Annotated in this window: 14 protein-coding genes; 5 read left to right on the forward strand and 9 right to left on the reverse strand. The window is 72.0% G+C overall.

The features are described 5' to 3' along the window. Position 1 precedes the first annotated feature (1 nt). Positions 2–811, forward strand: coding sequence for a hypothetical protein (locus ACW62_RS30175; RefSeq protein WP_053207840.1), 810 nt, complete (start codon positions 2–4; stop codon positions 809–811). Beyond that, a complete protein-coding gene (locus tag ACW62_RS30180) occupies positions 808–8,214 on the forward strand; it encodes an HtaA domain-containing protein (protein ID WP_157575081.1) in 7,407 nt (2,468 codons plus the stop codon). Before ACW62_RS30175 ends, ACW62_RS30180 begins: the two co-directional genes overlap by 4 nt. Before the next feature lie 130 nt (positions 8,215–8,344). On the opposite strand, the gene ACW62_RS30185 is transcribed toward ACW62_RS30180, so the two are convergent. Then, positions 8,345–9,778, reverse strand: a complete 1,434-nt coding sequence (locus ACW62_RS30185) for an MFS transporter (protein ID WP_053207857.1) — start codon at positions 9,776–9,778, stop codon at positions 8,345–8,347. Between the two features lie 139 nt (positions 9,779–9,917). Between ACW62_RS30185 and ACW62_RS30190 the strand changes: the two genes are divergently transcribed. After that, the gene (locus ACW62_RS30190) at positions 9,918–10,568 is read left to right on the forward strand and encodes a LysE family translocator (RefSeq protein WP_053207842.1); all 651 of its coding nucleotides are present in this window, start codon (positions 9,918–9,920) and stop codon (positions 10,566–10,568) included. Here ACW62_RS30190 and ACW62_RS35475 read toward each other — a convergent pair. The 3 genes from ACW62_RS35475 to ACW62_RS30200 all read right to left on the reverse strand — a co-directional run bounded on the left by ACW62_RS35475 (position 10,565) and on the right by ACW62_RS30200 (position 12,133). Further along, entirely contained in the window at positions 10,565–10,834 is a 270-nt protein-coding gene (locus ACW62_RS35475) for a dihydrofolate reductase family protein (RefSeq protein ID WP_205629700.1), read from the reverse strand. The two genes, ACW62_RS30190 and ACW62_RS35475, sit on opposite strands and share 4 nt — an antisense overlap. 123 nt (positions 10,835–10,957) lie before the next feature. Continuing rightward, a complete protein-coding gene (locus ACW62_RS35480) occupies positions 10,958–11,170 on the reverse strand; it encodes a dihydrofolate reductase family protein (RefSeq protein WP_205629701.1) in 213 nt (70 codons plus the stop codon). Between the two features lie 36 nt (positions 11,171–11,206). Then, entirely contained in the window at positions 11,207–12,133 is a 927-nt protein-coding gene (locus ACW62_RS30200) for a phosphotransferase family protein (RefSeq protein ID WP_083460347.1), read from the reverse strand. An 18-nt stretch (positions 12,134–12,151) separates the two neighbouring features. Between ACW62_RS30200 and ACW62_RS30205 the strand changes: the two genes are divergently transcribed. After that, complete coding sequence (locus ACW62_RS30205) at positions 12,152–13,648, forward strand: DUF7059 domain-containing protein (protein WP_053207844.1); 1,497 nt, start codon at positions 12,152–12,154, stop codon at positions 13,646–13,648. Positions 13,649–13,652: 4 nt separating this feature from the next. Here the strand turns inward: ACW62_RS30205 and ACW62_RS30210 are convergent, their stop codons facing one another. The 4 genes from ACW62_RS30210 to ACW62_RS30225 form a co-directional block, all read right to left on the reverse strand. Beyond that, positions 13,653–14,651, reverse strand: coding sequence for a sulfite exporter TauE/SafE family protein (locus ACW62_RS30210; protein ID WP_053207845.1), 999 nt, complete (start codon positions 14,649–14,651; stop codon positions 13,653–13,655). Beyond that, a complete protein-coding gene (locus ACW62_RS30215) occupies positions 14,648–15,358 on the reverse strand; it encodes a hypothetical protein (protein WP_053207846.1) in 711 nt (236 codons plus the stop codon). The genes ACW62_RS30210 and ACW62_RS30215 overlap by 4 nt, the downstream gene beginning before the upstream one ends. A 184-nt stretch (positions 15,359–15,542) precedes the next feature. After that, positions 15,543–16,205, reverse strand: a complete 663-nt coding sequence (locus tag ACW62_RS30220) for a response regulator (protein WP_053207847.1) — start codon at positions 16,203–16,205, stop codon at positions 15,543–15,545. Continuing rightward, a complete protein-coding gene (locus ACW62_RS30225) occupies positions 16,202–17,545 on the reverse strand; it encodes a sensor histidine kinase (RefSeq protein ID WP_053207858.1) in 1,344 nt (447 codons plus the stop codon). Before ACW62_RS30225 ends, ACW62_RS30220 begins: the two co-directional genes overlap by 4 nt. 115 nt (positions 17,546–17,660) lie before the next feature. Here ACW62_RS30225 and ACW62_RS30230 point away from each other — a divergent pair, with 115 nt between their 5' ends. Then, positions 17,661–18,773: a pectin acetylesterase-family hydrolase gene (locus tag ACW62_RS30230; protein WP_053207848.1), complete on the forward strand. Its 1,113-nt coding sequence runs from the start codon at positions 17,661–17,663 to the stop codon at positions 18,771–18,773. Positions 18,774–18,822: 49 nt separating this feature from the next. On the opposite strand, the gene ACW62_RS30235 is transcribed toward ACW62_RS30230, so the two are convergent. After that, on the reverse strand, positions 18,823–19,233 hold the full coding sequence (locus tag ACW62_RS30235; RefSeq protein WP_053207849.1) for a VOC family protein: 411 nt from the start codon (positions 19,231–19,233) through the stop codon (positions 18,823–18,825). Positions 19,234–19,246: the final 13 nt, after the last annotated feature.

Here is a 19,246-nt window from a genome sequence, read left to right on the forward strand (position 1 = left end):
CGTGACGGCGCTGGGGGTGGTCCTGGCGACGGGGAGCTCGCTGAGCCTCGCCGGGACCGCGGCGGCCGCATCCGCCACCGGCCCGGAAGGCCAGACCATCACCGTCTCCAAGGTCGACGGACTCGACCCGGCCGGTGAGACGATCACCGTCCACGGCGAGGGCTACGAACTCAACAAGGGCATCTACGTCGTCGTGTGCGTCGACAACGGCGCAGGTCAGCAGCCCACTCCGTGTCTCGGCGGCGCCGACATGGAAGGCGGCGGCGGTGCCTCGGCATGGATCTCGTCGAACCCGCCGTCCTACGGCGAGGGCCTGGCGACACCGTTCGAGGAGGTCGGCGGCAAGGGCTCGTTCGACGTCCAGTTGAGCGTCGCCGCGCGCGACGAGTTCACCGACTGCCTCGACCCCGCCCAGGCACCCAACGGCTGCGTCGTCGGCACCCGCGCCGACCACACCCGCACGGCCGACCGCAGCGCCGACGTGCTGCTCCCGATCACCTTCGCCGCCGCCGGAACCGGCGCGGACGGCGGGAGTAGCGGTACCGGCGGGGGCGACGGCGCCGATGGCACGGGCGGCGCCGGCGGTACGGGCGGAGCCGGCGGTACGGGCGGCACCGCTGGGAATGGCGGCGCCGCGTCCGGCGGTAGCGGCGGCCAAAACGGCGCCGCGGGGTCGGCGGCCGGCGGGTCTGACCTCGCCGAGACCGGCGCCCCGATCATCCCGGCCGCGTTGGCCGGACTGGCCCTGCTCGGCGGCGGAGTCGTGGCCGTCGCCGCACGTCGTCGCAGCGAGGAGACGAACCGACCGTGAGAACCACATCGTTCAGACGAACCGTGGCGGCGCTGATCGCCACTGCGCTGGCCACCGGCACGTTGGTCGCGGGTACCGCACCCGCCGCCACCGCCGCCGCCTCTGCACCATCCGCCTTTGCACCCGCCGCCTCCGCACCGTCCGCCTTTACACCCGCCGCCGCCTTCGCGGCAGAGCCCGCCGAGTCGGCTGGGCCTGCCGAGTCGGCTGGGCCGGGCGTCGCCGCCGGTGCACCGGACACAGCTGCCGCGGCCGACGCCGCCGGCGGCACCCTCGACTGGGGCGTCAAGGCGTCGTTCCGGAACTACATCACCGGCCCGATCGCGCACGGCTCGATCGAGGTCCGCGACCCGGCGACGCGCAACACCGACGGCACGGTGCGGTTCGCCGACGCGACCGGCAGCGCCGACCCCGACGCCGGCACGGCCGACCTGGCCTTCGCCGGTGAGGTCTACTTCGCCGGTCACGACATGGGCGCCGGCCCGCTGCTCGAACTGACCGTCACCGACCCGCGGGTCGCCGTGACGTCCGCGACCGAGGGCGTGCTGGTGGCAGACGTCGTCAGCAAGGCGCTGGACTCCGGCGAGTTGGTCACCTACGACGACGTCGAGCTGGCCGACCTCGACCTCGCCGACCACCCGCTGACGTTCGACGGCGACACGGTGTCGGCGACGGGCGTTCCGGCAACGTTGACCGCAGCTGGCGTGCCGGCGTTCGCGAACTTCTACACCGCCGGCGCCGCCCTCGACCCGCTCACCTTCACCGCCACCCTGGAGGCGACGGCGCCGGTCTGGGAACCGTCGATCGAGGTGTTCGCGGCCGACGGGACCACCCCAGCAGCGGATGCCGACCTCAGCTACGGGGACACCGTCGTGGTGCGCGGCAGCGGCTTCGACCCGTTGGGCAACGTCGCGCCCGAAGGCAACCGCCCGCCGATCCCCGCCGGCGTCCCCGCGGGCACGTACGTCGTCTTCGGTAAGTTCGCCGACGACTGGCGGCCCTCGACCGGCGCGCCGCCGGCCGGCCGCGTGGTCGGCACCCAGAAGTGGGCGCTGGCGCAGGCCGCACTCGACCAGGTGCCGGCGCAGTACCAGAGCGCGATCCGCGCCCAGTGGGCCGACGTGCAGCCGGACGGCACCTTCACCGCGGAGCTGACGCTGGCCAAGCCGACGGACCGCACGACCGGCGAGCCGGTCGAATGGCCGGAGGCCGGCACGCTCGGCGTCTACACCTATGCCGCCGGCGGCTCGACCAACGTGGACCAGGAACTGGCCGTGCCGCTCACCGTCGCCGAGCAGACCGACCCGGACCCGGAGCCGGTCGTGGTCACCGACGCGACGTTCGAGTGGGGCATCAACCTGGTCTCGCAGTACGGTTCGCCGGCCGGTGGCTGCAGCTTCTTCGTCGCCGGCATCGCCGACGGCACCGAGGCCAGCTACAAGACGCAGGACGGTGCTGTCTATCTGCTCAAGCGGCTGGCCGACGGCCGTGCCACGCAGGTGACCGCCGAAAACCGCTGCCTCCCGCTCGTCGACGACAAGATCAACCAGCGCGCGCTGTTCACCGGCGGCACGGGTGAGCTGGACGCGATCGGCGCCGGCGGCATCGCGTGGACCGGCGCGTTCACCATCTACTCCTACGGCGGCATGGTGCCGTGGTACGTCAAGGACCCGGTGCTGACGATCGACGGCGCGGGCAACGGCGCCATCACCGCTGAGGTCGGCGGCTTCGCGTCGTCGATGGAGGATCCGACGGTCAAGGAGCCGCTCGACCCCGAGCAGGACGTGACCATCCTGGAGCTGTCGGGCGTCGTGATCGAGGACGGCGTCGTCTCCGGCACGCCGGTCTATCGGGGCGTCGACTACTTCCCGCTGAACGACCCGACGGACCCGGCGTCTGGCCGGCGCGAGACGTCGGCGATCCCGGACGAGGCGAAGGCGGCCAACCCGGACTGGGGCGCGTGGCCAACCCCGATCGTCGACTTCCACTACCGCACCGGGCTGTCGTCGTACTGGCACAGCAGTGGCCTGAGTGCCGACCCGAACAAGCCGCCGCTGCCCGTCCTGCTCGACCTCGACGGTGGCGTGCCCGAGTTCGTCGACGTGTACCCGATCACCATCAGCGGCCAGCCGCAGTGGGCGCAGGTTGTCACCGGCGACGACGCCACGTTCACCGTCGGCGCCGAGAGCGACGAGTCGCTGACCTACCAGTGGCAGCGACGTGCGCCAGGGGCGAGCGACTGGGTGGACGTCGACGGCGCGACCGGCACGACGCTGACACTGCCGGGCGTAACACCGGTCGACACGGGCACCTACGTCCGCGTGACGATCGCCAACAGCACGACGTCGGTGACGTCGAGCGCGGCCGGGGTTCAGGTCCAGGACGCGGCGGCTCTGGAGCTGTGGTCGTCGCCGAAGGACGAGACCACGTTCGTGGGGTACGAGGCGCAGTTCGCCGCCGACATCGCCGGCTGGCCGCGGCCGACGTACCTGTGGCAGACGAGCGCCGATGGCGGCGCCACCTGGATCGACAGCGGCGAGCCCGGACAGCTGCCGTCGCTGGAACTGACCGGCGTCACCGCCGGCCAGGACGGGCTGCAGGTCCGTGCGGTCGGCAGCAACGGCCGCGGGCCGGACGTCGTGACCGAGGTCGCCGAGCTGACCGTGTTGCCGGCGCCGTCGGAGCCGACGCTGGTGTTCCCCGCGGGCACCGATTACGACCCCGCGGCGGACTTCCTGGTGATCGAGGCGCTCGGCGGCGGTTACCCGGTGCCGACGAGCGACACGATCGTGGCCGTCGTCGAGGCCGAGGTCTGGGCCGCGCGCGACGAGTCGTTCGACCACGAGACCGACACCGTCGCATGGTCGAACCTGCAGTCGATCAACTACCGCGACGGTTTCGTCAACGCCGGGGTGTACGTGGAGCCCGGGAAGATCGACGCGGACAAGGACTACGTTCTCGTCACGTTCAGCACGACGCCGGGCGACCGAAGCCACGACGCCGAGGTGGTTGTCCCGTTCGGATCGGGGGAGCCCACCTGGGAGCCGTCGATCGAGGTGTTCGCGGCCGACGGTGTGACCCCGGTGGCCGAGGCCGAGCTGAGCTACGGCGACAGCGTCGTGGTGCGCGGCAGCGGGTTCGACCCCGAGGGCAACGTCGCACCCGAAGGCAACCGGCCGCCGATCCCGGCCGGCGTACCCGCCGGCGCGTACGTCGTGTTCGGCTCGTTCGCCGACCAGTGGCGGCCGTCCGAGGGCGCACCGTCGTCGGCCCGGACCGTCGGCTCGCAGCAGTGGGCACTTGCGCAGGCCGCGCTGGACCAGGTGCCGGCGCAGTACCAGGACGCGATCAGGGCCCAGTGGGTGGGGATCGCGGCCGACGGCACGTTCACCGCGGAGCTGACGTTGGCCAAGCCGGCCGACCGCACCACCGGTGAGCCGCTCGAGTGGCCCGCCGGCACCACGCCGGGCGTGTACACGTACGCCGCCGGCGGCGCCGTCAACGCCGGCCAGGAGCTCTCCGTTCCGCTCGCCGTCGTCGACGACGAGGAGCCGGCCGGGCCGTCCATCGAGCTGTCGGATTCCGAGGGCCTGTCCAATATCGGCGGCAACACCGTCGGCGTGACCGGCGCCGGTTTCGCGCCGCAGATCGCCGTGGAGGTCGTCCAGGCCGTGCGCATCGACGGCACGGACCCGACCACCTGGCCCCGAGCGAACGGCGCGGCGCGGCTGATGACGACCGCCGACGGAGGCTTGATCGTTCCGGCGACGTTGAGCGAGGTGACCTCGCGCTTCGTGCCCGACGGGAGCGGCGACGTCTACGACTGCGCGGTGGTCGAGTGCGTGGTGCTGGCCTCCAACTTCAGCGACCAGACCGACCGCTCCCAGGACGTCTGGGTGCCGATCTCCTTCGACGACGCCGAGCGGCCCGTGCCCGCGGTGACGCTGAGCCGGACCGAGCTGCCGGCCGAGGGCGGCGCGGTGAACGTCACCGGAACCGGCTTCGTGCCCGGCGACAACGTGCTCGTCGCCCAGACCACCGCGCTGGATGACGCCACCGACGCACGCGAACTGCCCCGCAACCCGGGCGGCACGAGCTACGTCGTGCCGGGCACGGGCGACCAGTCGTGGGCGACGACGCTGGGCGACATCACGCCGTCCTTCACGACGGACGACGGAGAGACCGTGGACTGCCGTGAGGTCGAGTGCGCGGTGGCGGTCTTCCCGAGTGGGCGTGCCGACCTGTCCCAGAGCGTGTTCGTCCCGATCACATTCGCCGACGAGGAACCGCCGGCCGACGACGGCTACCTCGACTGGGGTCTGAAGGCGTCGTTCCGGAACTACATCACTGGACCGATCGCGCACGGCGCCATCGAGGTACGCGAGCCGGCCACGCGGAACGAGGACGGCACCTTCCGGTTCGCCGGCGGCGCCGGCACCGGGTCCGCGGCGGCGGCCGAGCTGACCTTCGCTGGGGAGGTGTACTTCTCCGGGCACGACCTGGGCTCCGGTCCGCTGCTGGAGCTGACCGTGACTGATCCGAGGGTCACAGTGGCGTCGGCGACGGACGGCGTGCTGGTGGCCGACGTGGTGAGCAAGTCGCTGGACTCCGGCGAACTGGTGACCTACGACGACGTCGAGTTCGCGACGCTGGACTTCACCGACCACCCGGTCACGGTGACCGACGGGGTCGCTGCGGCGTCGGACGTACCAGCGGCGCTGACCGAGGCGGGCGCCGAGGCGTTCGCCGGGTTCTACACCGCGGGCACCGAGCTGGACCCCGTCACGTTCAGCGTGACGCTCGAGGACGAGCCGCCGGTTCCGACGCCGAAGGTCGTCGTGTCGGAGGTCGCGGATCTCGACCCGTACGCCGACCAGATCACCGTCACCGGGTCCGGGTTCACCCCCGCCGACCTTGCTGGCGGCCTGCGGGTCGGTGTTGGCGTGGTGACCGGCGACGGCAGCGTGCCGGCGCTGGACCCGGTCGAGACCGTGACGTTCGAACCGGCCGGCGGCCTGCTGTCGTTCGGCCGGGCGGCACTCGGCGCGTTCGAGGTGACGCTGACGACCGGCACGGTCGAGCCGGGCACGACGCTGGCGGTCTACACGTCGCCGGTCGACCCCGCGGCGAACCCCGCGTACGCGACGCGGACGCCCATCGCGTTCGCCGACGTCCGCACCCCACAGCTCACCGTCACGCCGACGGAGGAGCTGGCGGTCGGCACCGAGGTGCGGATCGAGGGCACCGGATTCGCGCCGAACCGTCGGATTTCGCTGGCGATCACGGCGAACGCCGAGCAGGACCCCGACTACGGCTGGCCCACCGGCTGGCTGCAGCACGAGGTCGTGCAGGCTGACGCGTCCGGCGCACTCTCGCGGACACTGACGCTGGCCGGCACCGTGACCGGCAACGGAGTGGACTGCGCGGAGACGGCCTGCTTCGTGGCGAGCTTCAGCTCGGCGCAGGCGTCCGACGCGACGCCGGTCGACTACCGCGCCGACCGCAGCCAGGACGTAGTGGTCCCGGTGACGTTCGCGACCGACCCCGGCCCCGAGCCGGAGCCGCCGGCCGTCACCGTCGACCCTGACCCGGTCGTGCAGGGCGAGGCGGTGACGTTCACCGGCATCGGGTTCGAGCCCGGCGCCACGGTGACGGCCGTCGTCGACCGAGACACGCCGCCGCCGGGTGACACCGGCACGCTGGACTGGGGCGTCAAGGCGTCGTTCCGGAGCTACATCACCGGGCCGATCGCGCACGGCGCCATCGAGGTGCGCGACCCTGCGACGGAGAACGACGACGGCACCTTCCGGTTCGGCGAGGGCAGCGGCGACGCGACCGCCTTGACGTTTGCTGGGGAGGTGTACTTCGCCGGGCACGACCTGGGCTCCGGTCCGCTGCTGGAGCTGACGGTGACTGATCCGAGGGTCACGGTGGCGTCGGCGACGGACGGCGTGCTGGTGGCCGACGTGGTGAGCAGGTCGCTGGACTCCGGCGAACTGGTCACCTACGACGACGTCGAGTTGGCGACGCTGGACTTCACCGACCATCCGGTGACGGAGACCGGTGGCGCCGTGGCGGCGTCGGACGTGCCAGTGGCGCTGACGGAAGCCGGCGTGGCGGCGTTCGCGGACTTCTACCCCGCGGGCACCGAGCTGGACCCGGTCACGTTCAGTGTCCCGGCCGGCGTGGCGGACGCCGCGACCGGCGTCCGGACCGCGGGCGTCGATGCCGGTGTCGGCACCGCGGGCGAGGACGGCACGGTCGAGATCGGCTGGACCGTGCCGCGCGACCTCTCGGCCGGCGGGCACACCGTCGATCTCGTGGTCGCGGACGAGTCGCCTGCCAGCACCGCGTTCACCGTCGAAGAGGCCGGCGAGGAGCCGCAGCCCGACCCGGACCCCGCGGTCAGCGTCGACCCGGAGACGGTGGCACAGGGCGAGACGGTCACCTTCACCGGCACCGACTTCGGCGCCGAGGAGACCGTCGAGGCGACGATCCTGATCGACGCCGCAACCGAGGAGCTCACATTCCAGAACGACCACGGCCAGGCGATCACCGTCAGGTCTGCCGATGGCACCCCGCTGGTGCAGCGCGACGGCAAGCTGCTGGTCGTCGACGGCGGCGAGCTGGACGTGACGCTCACCGGGCTGGAGCCGACCAGCGAGGAGAACACGCCGGAGTCTCCGGCCGGGTTCTACCTGCTGACGGCGGTCGACAACGGTCCCGGTGAGGTCGCGACTCCGGCCATCGGCGGCGCCGACACCAGCGGCGAGTCGGGCACCTCGAGGTGGATCACCAACTTCCCGTACGCGGGGAGCGAGGACGTCGTGGTGCCGATCGCCGGCGGTGTCGCCGAGACGTCGATCGCGCTGGTGGCGGCCGACGAGTACGCCGACTGCGACGCCGGCTGCTTGCTCTACCTGCGCACCGACCACCGGTCGGCGGCCAACCGCGCGTTCGACCTGCGGGTGCCGCTGGAATTCGTCAGCGCCGACGAGCTGGCCGCCGCGGCCGAGGCAGAGCCCGTCGCCGTGACGGGTACGACGTCGGAGGACGGCTCGGTGCGCATCGACTGGACCGTCCCGGCCGACTCGCCGGTGGGGCCGGCCACCGTCACGCTGGCCGGCGCGGACTCCGCGCTGACCGCGTCGGCGCCGTTCACCGTGACCACCGCCCAGCCGGGCGGCGACGACGGCGGCTCCGACGAGAGCGGCGCCGATGACGGTGGCGACACCGGTGGGGCGGCGGACGGCACCGATGACGGCAACGATGACGGCGCCGGCGGCGGTGACGGCGACCTGCCTGACACCGGCGCCGACCCGCTGGTCGTGCTGTTCGCCGGGCTGGTGCTGCTGGCCGGTGGCATCGCGGTCGTGCTCTACGACCGCCGCCGCTGGGCCTGACTGGCGGTTCGTGCACCTGGCCGCTCTCGCGAGAGGACGGCCAGGTGCACGTCTGTCTTTCGTACGCATGTCGCCCTCCTTGAACTCGAAGTTGATCTTGAGAAGAGGTTGGCATACTCTCGTTTCAAGATCAACTCGGAACGGAGGGAGCGTGACGATGAGAGCCGAGCAGCAGGGCGGTCAGGGCGGCGGCCGCCAACAGGATCACGCCGCCGACGGTCAGCGCGGCCGTGTAGCCGTGCACCACGGCCGCGGCCGCCCCCCGCCCGGCGAAGGCGGCCGTCGCGGCCGCGGCCACCGTGTTCAGCAGCGCCGTCCCCAGTGCGGCGCCGACCTGCTGGGCGGCGTTGTACGCGGCCGACGCGGCGCCGACGTCGTGCCCACGCATGCCCTCGGTGGCCAGGCTCGCCGTCGGCGACAGCACGCAGCCGAGACCGAGCCCCGTCAGAGCCATCGCCGGCAGCAGGTACAGCACGAGCACATGCGACGTGTCCGCGCTCAGCTGCGTGAGCAGCAGTGTCCCGGCGGCGGCCGCGAGCAGTCCGGGCACGATCAACGCCGCCGGCCGGACCCGCCCGTACAGCCGCCCGGCCACCAGCACCGACCCGACCACGGCGGCCGCGGAGTTGACGATCAACGTCAGGCCGGCCTGCGCCGGGGAGTAGCCGAGCACCGTCTGCGTGTAGTAGCTCATGAACAGGTAGAAGCCGAACATCGCGACGAACAGCAGTGTCACCGCGACGAACGCGGCGGCCCGGGCGCGGTGCCGCAGCACGTGCATCGGCAGCAGCGGGCGCGCCACCCGCGACTCCACCACGACGAACGCAGCCAGCAGCGCCAGCCCGCCGGCCAGCAGCGTCCACACCTGGACGGAACCCCAGCCCAGCGACTCGGCCCGGGCGAAGCCGTACACCAGCGCGGCGCATCCGGCCAGGCTGAGCAGCGCGCCGCCGACGTCCAGCCGGCCGCGGTCGCGGATCGCCCGGCTGGCCGGGAGCAGCGCCACGCCGAGCGCCGCGAGCAGCGCGATCGGCACGTTGACGTAGAGGCACCAGCGCCAGCCGGCATACTCCGTCAGCAGCCCGCCGGCGATCAGCCCGACCGCCGACCCAGCCGCACCGACCGCCGCGAACACGCCGAACGCGCGGCCGCGGTCGCCCCCGGTGAAGGTCATGGCCAGCAGCGACAGCCCGGCCGGTGCAAGCAGTGCGGCGAACGCGCCCTGCAGTGCCCGCGCGCCGAACAGCAGCTCCGGTGTGCCCGCGGCGCCGCCCAGCACCGACGCGGCGGCGAAACCGAGCAGCCCGATGAGGAACGCCCGCCGGTGCCCCAGCACGCCGCTGACCCGCCCGCCGATCAGCAGCAGCCCGCCGAATGTCAGCGCGTAGGCGGTGATCGCCCAGTGCCGGTCGCCGTCGGCCATCCCCAACGACTCCTGCGCCGATGGCAGCGCGATGTTCACGATCGTGCCGTCCAGAACGACCAGCAGCTGGGCTGCGCTCACCACCGCCAGCGTCCACCATCGCCGGCCGGTGACCTGCGTCTTCTCCGTGTCGAGACTCATGACTTCCATCGTGTCGTTGAAGTCGGCCCGGAGACTTTTCGTCGCCCGTCGTCCGGTGAGCAGCATGGATCGTCCGTTCGGCCCTCAACCGGCGGTTCAAACGCGGAATCGATCCGGCGGGCGGCCGGTTGGATCGAGCATGGTGACCACCGGAGCACTGCTCGGAATCGCGGCCGTCGCGCTGGGCCTCGTGCTGACGCCGGGGCCGAACATGATCTACCTGGTGTCGCGGTCGGTGACCCAGGGACGCCGCGCCGGTCTCATCTCACTGACCGGCGTCGCCGCGGGGTTCCTCGTCTACCTGCTGGCTGCGGCGGTCGGCATCGCTGCGGTGTTCACACTGGTTCCGGCGCTGTACACGGCGCTGAAGATCGCCGGTGCGGCGTACCTGCTGTGGTTGGCGTGGAAGGCCATCCGGCCGGGCGGCGACTCGGTGTTCGCGCCGAAGCCGCTGCCGCCCGACCCAACCCGTCGGCTGTTCACCATGGGCCTGGTGACCAACCTGCTCAACCCGAAGATCGCGATCCTCTACGTGTCGCTGCTGCCGCAGTTCGTCGATCCCGCGCGCGGCAGCGTGGCGACGCAGAGTGTGCTGCTCGGGCTGACGCAGATCGTGGTCGCGCTGTCTCTCAACGCGCTGATCGTGCTGACCGCCGGCTCGCTGGCGTCGTTCCTCGGCTCGCGGCCGGTATGGCTGCGGGCGCAGCGCTGGGTGATGGGATCGGTGCTGGCCGGGCTCGCGGTGAAGATGCTCACCGACCGGTCGAGGCCGGTGGCCGCCGCCACCTAGCCGTCCCGGCAACGCAGCTGGACGACGCCGTTGCGGACGTGGTGACGCTGGGCGACCGCGCCGAGGACTGGCAGCGGGCCAGGTTCGCCGTGGTGCTCGTCGACCAGCTCCAGGTCGAGCCGGACGTCGTCGGGCAGGGAGCGCCTGCCGCCCAGGACGATCGGCGAGATCAGCAGCCGGTACTCGTCGACCGGCCCGGCGCGGATTGCGGGTGCGGCCAGATTGGGTTCGCCGACCACGAGGTCGGCGTTCGTCTCGGCTTCCATGCGGCACACCGGCTCGGTGCCGACGACGCGCTCCAGGTGCGTCCGCGCCGTCGACGCCGTGGCGAGCGCGCTCGAGTAGGAGACCTTCCCGGCGGCGTGCCAGTTCGGGGCGTACGTGCGGGCTCATTCGGGCAGGTCGCGCACCGTGTCGTCGTCCTCAGCCACCGCCATGACCTCGTCGAGACGGCGCCCGGACAGGTGTGTGCCGATCGGGCGCAGGAGGTCGTTGACGACCGCGGGCACCTCTGCGTCGGGTACGGACCAATCGAGCCGGCCGTGCGGGTCCTCGATGTAGCCGTCGAGCGACTTGGTCCCCGGGTCGACGACCGCGCCCATGGGCCGACGCAAGCGGGACCGGCGGTGGGTGTGGCGTCAGCCGAGCCGTCGGCGGACACCGGCGAACCCGCGCGCCGCTTCCGCGCGGCAGTACTCGGCGAGCGTCGGCAGCCCGGGCTGCGGCGGCTGCGCGCCACGCCAGGCCTGCGCCCCGGCGAAGGCCAGCAGCAGATCCGTCACGACGTCGGGGCCGACCGGCTGGGTGGCCATCAACTCGTCGAACGCGGGCGTGTCCACCCAGGTCAGCGCCAGCATGAACGCGTCGCCCCAGGATGGGCCGAGGCACGACATGCCCCAGTCGACGATCACCGCGGCGCCGTCCGGCCGCACGAGCAGGTTGTCCTCGCGGACGTCCCAGTGACACAGCGCCTCGGTCGTGAGCCGCTCCGGCAGCGTCGCGACCCGCCGGTAGAGCTGAGCGACCAGGCCGGCCATCCACGGTGGTAGCACGTGGTCCGGTGCGCCGGCGAGCTCGGCCCAGCGCTCCCGCCAGCGCTCGGCCATCTCCGGCAGCAGCCGGTTGCCGCTCACTCCCGGCGGCGGGGGCGTCAGCTCGCGGGCCTGCCGCCCGACCAGCTCCCGGACGGCGGCAGCGTCGGTGCCGTATGGGTCGGCGAGATCCGGCGGGCGGGCGTCGACGTCCTCCAGCAGCAGCGCGACCCAGTCGCCGTCGTCGTAGTGCGCCAGCAGCGCCGGCCGGTACGGCGCCGGCGGGAGGGCGCGCAGCACGTCCATCTCGCGGCGGAACAGCGCCGGCGTGTCTGGCTGCAGCGAGGTGCCGACCGCCTTGACGAACGCCGTGCGTCCGCCGGCGGTCGCCAGCCGCGTCGCGCACCCCGACGACATGCCGCCGGCCTGCTCGTTCGTCGTGACGACGGGGGAGCCGAGCGACGTCTCGACCCAGTCGCGCACCGCTGCGGAAACATCCTCATACCGGACTCGGACGCCGACGGCTCGTGTCATCGCGACAGAATATTCGCCGTGACGACTCTGACTCCCGGCCTGTCCGACGACGACGTCGCCCGTGTACGCGACGCGTTGGCGGCGGCCGGGTACACCGTCGACGGCGTTCGCGACCTGCTCGGTCCGCGGGCGGCAGCGGCGCTGGACCGCAACGAGACCACCCCCGGCCGACTCGCCGTCGCCGGGTCGGACGAACCCGTGGCGCTGCTGGCACGGCTCTGGTCGCTGCAGGCGCCGGTCGAGCGGTGGCTGCTCGAGCGGGTGCTGCCGGTCGAGCCGCTGCTGGCCGGCGGCATCCTCGAAGCCAGCACCGACGGCGACACCGTCCGGGCCGTGGTCGACATCCGGCCGTACGCCGACGACGCCGGCGACTGGTGGGTGGTCGCCGACCTCACACCCGGCATGGACGGCCAGCGGGCGCCGATCCCCGACGACCACGTCCTCGGCCTCAACGCCGCGTCCAGCACGCTTGCACAACTCGCCGTCCGGCGGCCGGTCTCGCGTGCGCTCGACCTCGGCACCGGCTGCGGCGTGCAGTCGCTGCACCTCGCGCGGCACAGCCAGCAGATCGTCGCGACCGACGTGAACCCGCGGGCGCTGGCGCTGGCCGCGCTCACCGTCCGGCTCAACGGTCTGGACGTCGACCTGCGCCGCGGCAGCCTGTTCGAGCCGGTGGATGGCGAGACGTTCGACCTGATCGCGACCAACCCGCCGTTCGTCGTCTCGCCCGGCGGCACGCACGTCTACCGCGACGGCGGCCTGCCCGGCGACGAGATCTCCCGCCGCGTCGTGGTTGACGGCGCCCGCCATCTGGCCGACGGCGGACTGTTGCAGTCACTGGCGAACTGGACGCACGTGCGCGGGGTCGACTGGCGTGACCGGCTCGGCGAGTGGGTCGCCGCGACCGGCTGCGACGCGTGGGTGATCCAGCGCGAGGTCGAGGACCCCGCCGAGTACGTCGAGTTGTGGCTGCGCGACTCCGGCGAGATCGGCGACACCGGGTACGCGCAGCGCTACGCCGACTGGCTGCGCTGGTTCGACGAGCAGTCCGTCGAGGGCATCGGGTTCGGCTGGATCGCGCTGCGCCGGTCCGGTGCCGTCGACCCGTCCGTCCGCATCGAGGAGTGGCCGCACGCCGTCGAGCAGCCGCTCGGCCCGACGGTCGCCGCGTGGTTCGACCGCGTAGCTGACCTTCGTGTCGACGACGAAGCGCTGCTGGCCGCTCGGCTGACCCAGGTCGACGGGGTCGTGCAGGAGCAGGTCGGGCGCCCCGGCGACGAGGACCCCGAGCACATCGTCCTGCGGCAGCGGCGTGGCCTGCTGCGCGCCGTCACCGCCGGGACGGCCGAGGCCGGGTTCGTCGGCGCTTGCGATGGGACGCTACCGGCCGGGACGATCGTGGACGCGCTGGCGACGGTGCTATCGGTCGACGCGGCGGCGTTGCGGGCCGACCTGCTGCCGCGGGTGCGGACGTTCGTGCAAGACGGCTTCCTGGAGGTCGCGAAGTCATCGTGACGTCCTATGAGGCGCCGGCGACCGCCGTCACGCCGACCACGAGGTAGACCAAGCCGCCGAGCGTCACGCCGAGGGCGGCGACCAGTGGTACGCCGCGGATGAGGAGGGAGAGCCGGGACGAGCGGTGGGCCGAATCGGTCAGGAGCGAGCTGCCCTTGATCACCAGCAGGCCGACCGCGGTCAGCGTCCCGGCCAGCCCGACCGCGAAGCAGACCACCAGGATCAGCGCGTACGCCGTCCGGCCGGTGAGGATGCCGCTGACCAGGATCAGGAACGCCGACGGCGACGGCAGCAGGCCGCCGGACAGGCCGAGCGCGACCAGACCCCGTCGCGACCACGGCGCCACGCCGGGCGGCGGCCCGTGCCCATGACCGTGGCCGTGGCTGTGCCCATGACCGTGGTCGTGCCCATCCCAGCGGCTGTGCCCGTCCTGGTGACCAGGGCCATGGCCGTGGGTATCCCCGTGGCTGCGCCCACCCCAGCGGCCGTGCTCATCACCGTGACCCTGCCCGTGCCCGTGCTCATCACCGTGGCCGTGCCCATCCCAGCGGCCGTGCTCATCCTTGTGACCGTGACCGTGACCGTGACCGTGCCCGTGCCCATGGCCGGCCGCGGCCAGCGCCCGCACGGACCGCATGCTGCGCATGTACCGCCACAGCAGCCCGACCCCGACGGCGACGACGACGAGGGCGGAGATGACCTGCAGCCAGGAGGTCAGCAGCCGCGTGTCGGTGCCGCCGGACGCCGTCAGGCCGACCCAGCCGAGGGCCAGCACGAGCACTGAGAACGTGTGCATGCCCGCGACGATCGCGCCCAGCAGCAGCGCGTCGCGGTAGCGTCCGTGCGCGCCGATCAGGTACGCCGCCGCGATGGTCTTGCCGTGCCCGGGCGCGACGGCGTGCGCGCAGCCCACCACGACCGCCACGACCAGCCCGGCCCACCAGATGCCGGGGTTGTCGAAGAGCGCGATCAGCCGGTTGTCGAGTTCGTAGAGCCAGTTCACCGGGCGGTCCCGACCAGGTCAGAGGTCGCGGCGCGCTGGGTGGAGCCGCGGCGCCACCAGAGCAGCAGCACTCCGGCGAGCGCGGCCAGGATGAGCGCGCCGGCCGCCATCAGCGCGGCGCGCGCCGTGCCGGGTCCGCCCGCCGGCGCGTCGAAGCTCCACCGTTGCGTGGCGGTCGAGTTCGTGAACAGCGCCTGCGCCGGCTCCGACGCGTCGTCCGATGTGACGACCGTGCGGTAGTTCTCGTTGATGTCGGTGAGCGTGGTGACCGTCAGCTGCACCGTGCCGACCGGCCGCGGGCACGTGTAGACCATGCCGGCGCCCAGCGTCAGCAGATCCTCCAGCTGCGTCACCTGCCCCTCGCACGGCCGCCCGTCCTGCTCGACGACGAAGTGTGAGAGCAGGTAGCTGGGCAGGTTGTCGGAGCGGGCGAGCAGCTCGGCGCCGGTCAGCTGCCCGCCTGTGCCACCGGTCTGGTCGGTGAAGGCGCCGAGGAACTCGCCCAGGTTCACCCAGTCGTCCTCGGCCGCGGTCCATGTGACCGCCACCTCAGCGCCGTCGACGTCCAGCCGCGCCGACAGCGGCGGTCCGAACGGATGTGCACCGGCCGGCGGCGCAGCGACCAGCATCCCGACGGCGGGTATGACGGCCGCGATCGCGACGGCGGCCAGCCGGCGCGGACCACGACGGCGGTGGACGATCGGCACGGGCCCCTCCTACGGCGTGACGAGACTCCGCACAGCCAACCTCGGCCGGGCGCGCAGCATCCGCCCCGTGGCCGTCGTCCGCGTGAACCCCGGATGAACATCCCGTTCGTCCTGGCATGTCCGGTTCGGTCGGTCGCGGCGTGTCGTCAGGCGAGGGTCCTGCGTGCGGTCGGTGAGGCGATCGTCACGCCCCGGCGCGGACCAGGCCGCACTCGTAGGAGAAGATCACGGCCTGCACCCGGTCCCGGAGATCAAGCTTTGTCAAGATGCGGCTGACGTGGCCCTTCACGGTCCCCTCACTGAGGAAGAGCCTGCTGGCGATCTCGGCGTTGGACATTCCTCGGGCGATCAGTTCGAGCACTTCGCGTTCTCGCTCGGTGAGGACGCGAAGCTCGGCCTCCGTGCGGGGCAGTGGGTCGCCGGAGGTGCCGATGTGGCGTTCGATCAGGCGGCGGGTGATCGATGGCGCCACGATGGCGTCGCCCCTGGCCACCACGCGGATCGCGGAAAGCAGATCGGCGGCGAGGCTGTCCTTGAGCAGGAATCCACTGGCTCCGGTCCGCAGCGCGGAGTACACGTACTCGTCGAGATCGAAGGTGGTGAGGACCAGGATGCGTGGCCCGTCCGGAAGGGACGCGCGGATGCGGCGGGTGGCCTCCAGTCCGTCGACCCCGGGCATCCGGATGTCCATCAGGACGACGTCGGGCGCCTTTTCAACCGCAAGGGCGGTGGCCGCGGCGCCGTCGTCGGCCTCCCCGATGACGTCCATGTCGTCGGTGTTCTCGAGGATCATCCGTAGGCCTGCGCGCAGCAGCGCCTGGTCGTCGACCACGAGCACACGGATCATGCGGTCTCTCCCGGATCGAGGGGGATGCGAGCCCGCACGACATAGCCGCCGTCCGGCCCCCGGCCGGTGGCCACCTCGCCGCCCAGCAGTGCAGCACGTTCCCGCATGCCCCGCAGTCCGTTGCCGTTCCCGTCTGAGATCGACTCGTTGGTGCCGTTGTCGCTGACTTCGAGCCGCAGCTCGTCGCTCCGGTAGGACACGATCACCTGGGCCGCGGCTTCGGGACCGGCATGCTTCAAGGTGTTGGTCAGCGACTCCTGCAGGATCCGGTACGACGAGACGTCCACTCTGGTGGGTAGCGGTCGCGGTGCTCCGTCGATGTGCAGCTGGACCGTGGTGCCCGCCTGCTCTACCTGGTCGACGAGGCGGCGCAGCTGCGCCAGGCCCGGCACTGGCCGTGCGGAGTCATCGATCTGCCCGTCCACGAAAGGCGCGGCCAGGACGTGACGTATATCGGCGAGAGAAGCGCGGCCGGTCGCCACGATGGCGTCGAGCGCCGCGAGGGTGTCGGCGGGTCGCTTGGCGAAGGCTGCGGCGCCGCCCTGCGCCTGCATCACGATGACGGCCAGCCCATGCGCCACCACATCATGCATCTCGCGGCTGATCCTGGCCCGTTCGGCGGCCACTGCCAGCGCGGCCTGCTGGTCCCGCTCACGCTGCACGTCACGCGCCCTCGCCTCGAGCTGACCGAGGTAAGCGCGGCGGCTCTGCACACCCCACCCGATCGCCCATGCGACGACCAGCAGGGAGCCGAGGACGGGCGTCCCGCCCCAGTCCGTGGGACCGAACGTCTCGAGTGTCTCGCCGCCGTCCCGCAGTGGCAGGTCGCGTTCTGCCCCCTGTGGCTGCGGGCCAGGAGCCTCCGGCGCGCGTGCCCCTGCACCCGCGCCGAAAGGACCCTCGTAGACCCAGCCGTTGACCCTGCCGTCGAGGTTCACGTACGCCGACCATGCCGTTACCACGGCCAGGGCGGCACCGAGCAGTGCCAGCGAGGCCTTGCGCGGCCGCTGAGAGGCGATCGTATAGAGGATGATCGGAACGGCCAGGTCGGCGGGCACCGGTCCAGCTGCCAGCGCCATCTGCACCATGCCGGCCAGCGCCGCCGCGGCGAGCGCTGGAATCGGCCACCTGCGGCGCACCGCCACGGCGGCCACGCAGATGACGATCAAGACCCACCGCGCGTGCGGCCACAAGGCCTCGGCGAACGAAGCGCTGACCACCGGAGTCGCGGCGGAGCCGCCAACCGCCCAGGTGCCGGCCAGCAGCGCGGCAGCCAGGCCGGCATCCTGGATGCTCGATCGGCGCAAGGCACCCCCGAGGGCCGCCACGAAAGTCTTCATGTCTGGCGACACCATAGGCCTCGGCGTCGCCGCGTGGCACCCGCCGAAAGTCAGGGATCCGAACATGACCGAGGACGGGTGCGCGGCCGATCTGGAACCGCGCAGCCTGTGACGCATGACGAACATCTCTCGCAGTGGCCGCTGCCGTTCTCGCCGCGATCGTGTGATGAAGGCGCCACGTCTTCTGCTGGTCGCCCTGGCCTTCGTGCTGGCCGGTTGCAGTCTCCCCGGGGAAGGCTCCGCCCGGGACTTGGAATGGGAGCGGGTCGTGCCTGCCGGTGATTGCCACTGCGCTGATGGCAGCGAGTTCTCATTCTGGGAACAGCGGGCCGATCCGACGAAGGTCGTGTTGTTCATCAACGGCGGCGGCGTCTGCTGGGAGGCGGAGACCTGCGCTTTCACGGGCGAGCGCGGCGAGAGCGACTTCTACGACTGGAACCTCCAGGGAGTGAATCCGGAGAACCGGAGCGGAATGTTCGACGTCACGGAGGGGGACAACCCGTTCGCCGACTACTCGTTCATCTATATGAGTTCCTGTACGGGCGATGCGCATCTGGGCAACGTCTCACAGGTGTACTCGCCGGAGTTGACCGTCGAACACCGCGGCTACGTCAACGGCACGGCGGTGCTCGACTACCTCGCCGAGCACTATCCCAACGCCACCGAGGTCATCGTCATCGGCAAGACCGCGGGGTCGGTCGCAGCTCCGCTCTACGGAGGCCTCGTCGCGGACCTGCTACCCGAAGCCGAGGTCACGGTATTCGGCGCCCAGTCCGGCGCCTGGCCGGACAACCCCGACTTCAATGCCGACATCCTCGACGCTCGGTGGGGCGCCTACGACACCATGCCGGGCTGGGCGGTCGACGGACTCACGGTCCCCGACTGGGGCGTCCCACGATTCTGGACTCAGGCCGGCATGCATGATCCCGACCTCGCCCTGGCCCGCTTCGACTTCGCCTACGATCCCAATGCGGCCGTGGAGGTGACCCCGTGGATGGACGGGAATCCGCCGGACCTCCTCACCGTCATCGACGGCAACGAGGCGGCTATCGAGGCCGACGGGGTGCGCCTGCACAGCTACACCGCACCCGGCGACGACCACGGACTCTTCGAGTTCGACACGTTCTATGAGATCGAGGTGAACGGCGTCCGGTTGGTCGACTGGCTCGAGGCGCTGATCACCAACGAATCGCCCGACGACGTCCATTGTGACCAGTGCGATCCGTAGGCCACGCGCCCGACCGGACCAGCCGCCCAAGCCGCTCGGCGGCGCCCGCTCAGGCCGGCGCCGCGGCGGCAGCGGCCAGTTGAGCGTCGCTGCGGAGGACGCAGAACTCGTTGCCCTCGGGGTCGGCCATCGTCAGCCAGCCGGTGCCGGGGCCGTACTTGCCGCGATGGTCGGCCACCTCGGTCGCGCCGATGGAGCGCAGCCGCTCGATCTCCTCGTCCTGGGTGCGGTCGGTCGGCCGCAGGTCGAAGTGCAGCCGGTTCTTGACGGTCTTGCCCTCGGGGACCTCGATGAACAGCACCATATGGCTGCCGTCGGGCGTCTGGATCATGCACTCCTCGTGGCCGGGCTCGTTGGGGTCGTCGGCGATGTCGACGTAGCCGAGGACCTGGCGCCACCACTCCGACAGCTCGTAGGCGTTGGCGCAGTCGATGCTCGTGTGCGAGATGCGGGACGTCATGGCGCACAGCCTG

The organism is Jiangella muralis (assembly GCF_001270745.1).
In the GTDB taxonomy this organism is placed as follows: Bacteria; Actinomycetota; Actinomycetes; order Jiangellales; family Jiangellaceae; genus Jiangella; species Jiangella muralis.

What these genes read in the sequence shown, in the direction of transcription:
- ACW62_RS30185 (WP_053207857.1), bottom strand. Translation starts at nt 9,778, where the DNA reads ATGAGTCTCGACACGGAGAAGACGCAGGTCACCGGCCGGCGATGGTGG.
- ACW62_RS30190 (WP_053207842.1), top strand. Translation starts at nt 9,918, where the DNA reads ATGGTGACCACCGGAGCACTGCTCGGAATCGCGGCCGTCGCGCTGGGC.
- ACW62_RS30200 (WP_083460347.1), bottom strand. Translation starts at nt 12,133, where the DNA reads ATGACACGAGCCGTCGGCGTCCGAGTCCGGTATGAGGATGTTTCCGCA.
- ACW62_RS30220 (WP_053207847.1), bottom strand. Translation starts at nt 16,205, where the DNA reads ATGATCCGTGTGCTCGTGGTCGACGACCAGGCGCTGCTGCGCGCAGGC.
- ACW62_RS30230 (WP_053207848.1), top strand. Translation starts at nt 17,661, where the DNA reads ATGACGAACATCTCTCGCAGTGGCCGCTGCCGTTCTCGCCGCGATCGT.
- ACW62_RS30225 (WP_053207858.1), bottom strand. Translation starts at nt 17,545, where the DNA reads ATGAAGACTTTCGTGGCGGCCCTCGGGGGTGCCTTGCGCCGATCGAGC.
- ACW62_RS30235 (WP_053207849.1), bottom strand. Translation starts at nt 19,233, where the DNA reads ATGACGTCCCGCATCTCGCACACGAGCATCGACTGCGCCAACGCCTAC.
- ACW62_RS35480 (WP_205629701.1), bottom strand. Translation starts at nt 11,170, where the DNA reads ATGGGCGCGGTCGTCGACCCGGGGACCAAGTCGCTCGACGGCTACATC.
- ACW62_RS35475 (WP_205629700.1), bottom strand. Translation starts at nt 10,834, where the DNA reads ATGGAAGCCGAGACGAACGCCGACCTCGTGGTCGGCGAACCCAATCTG.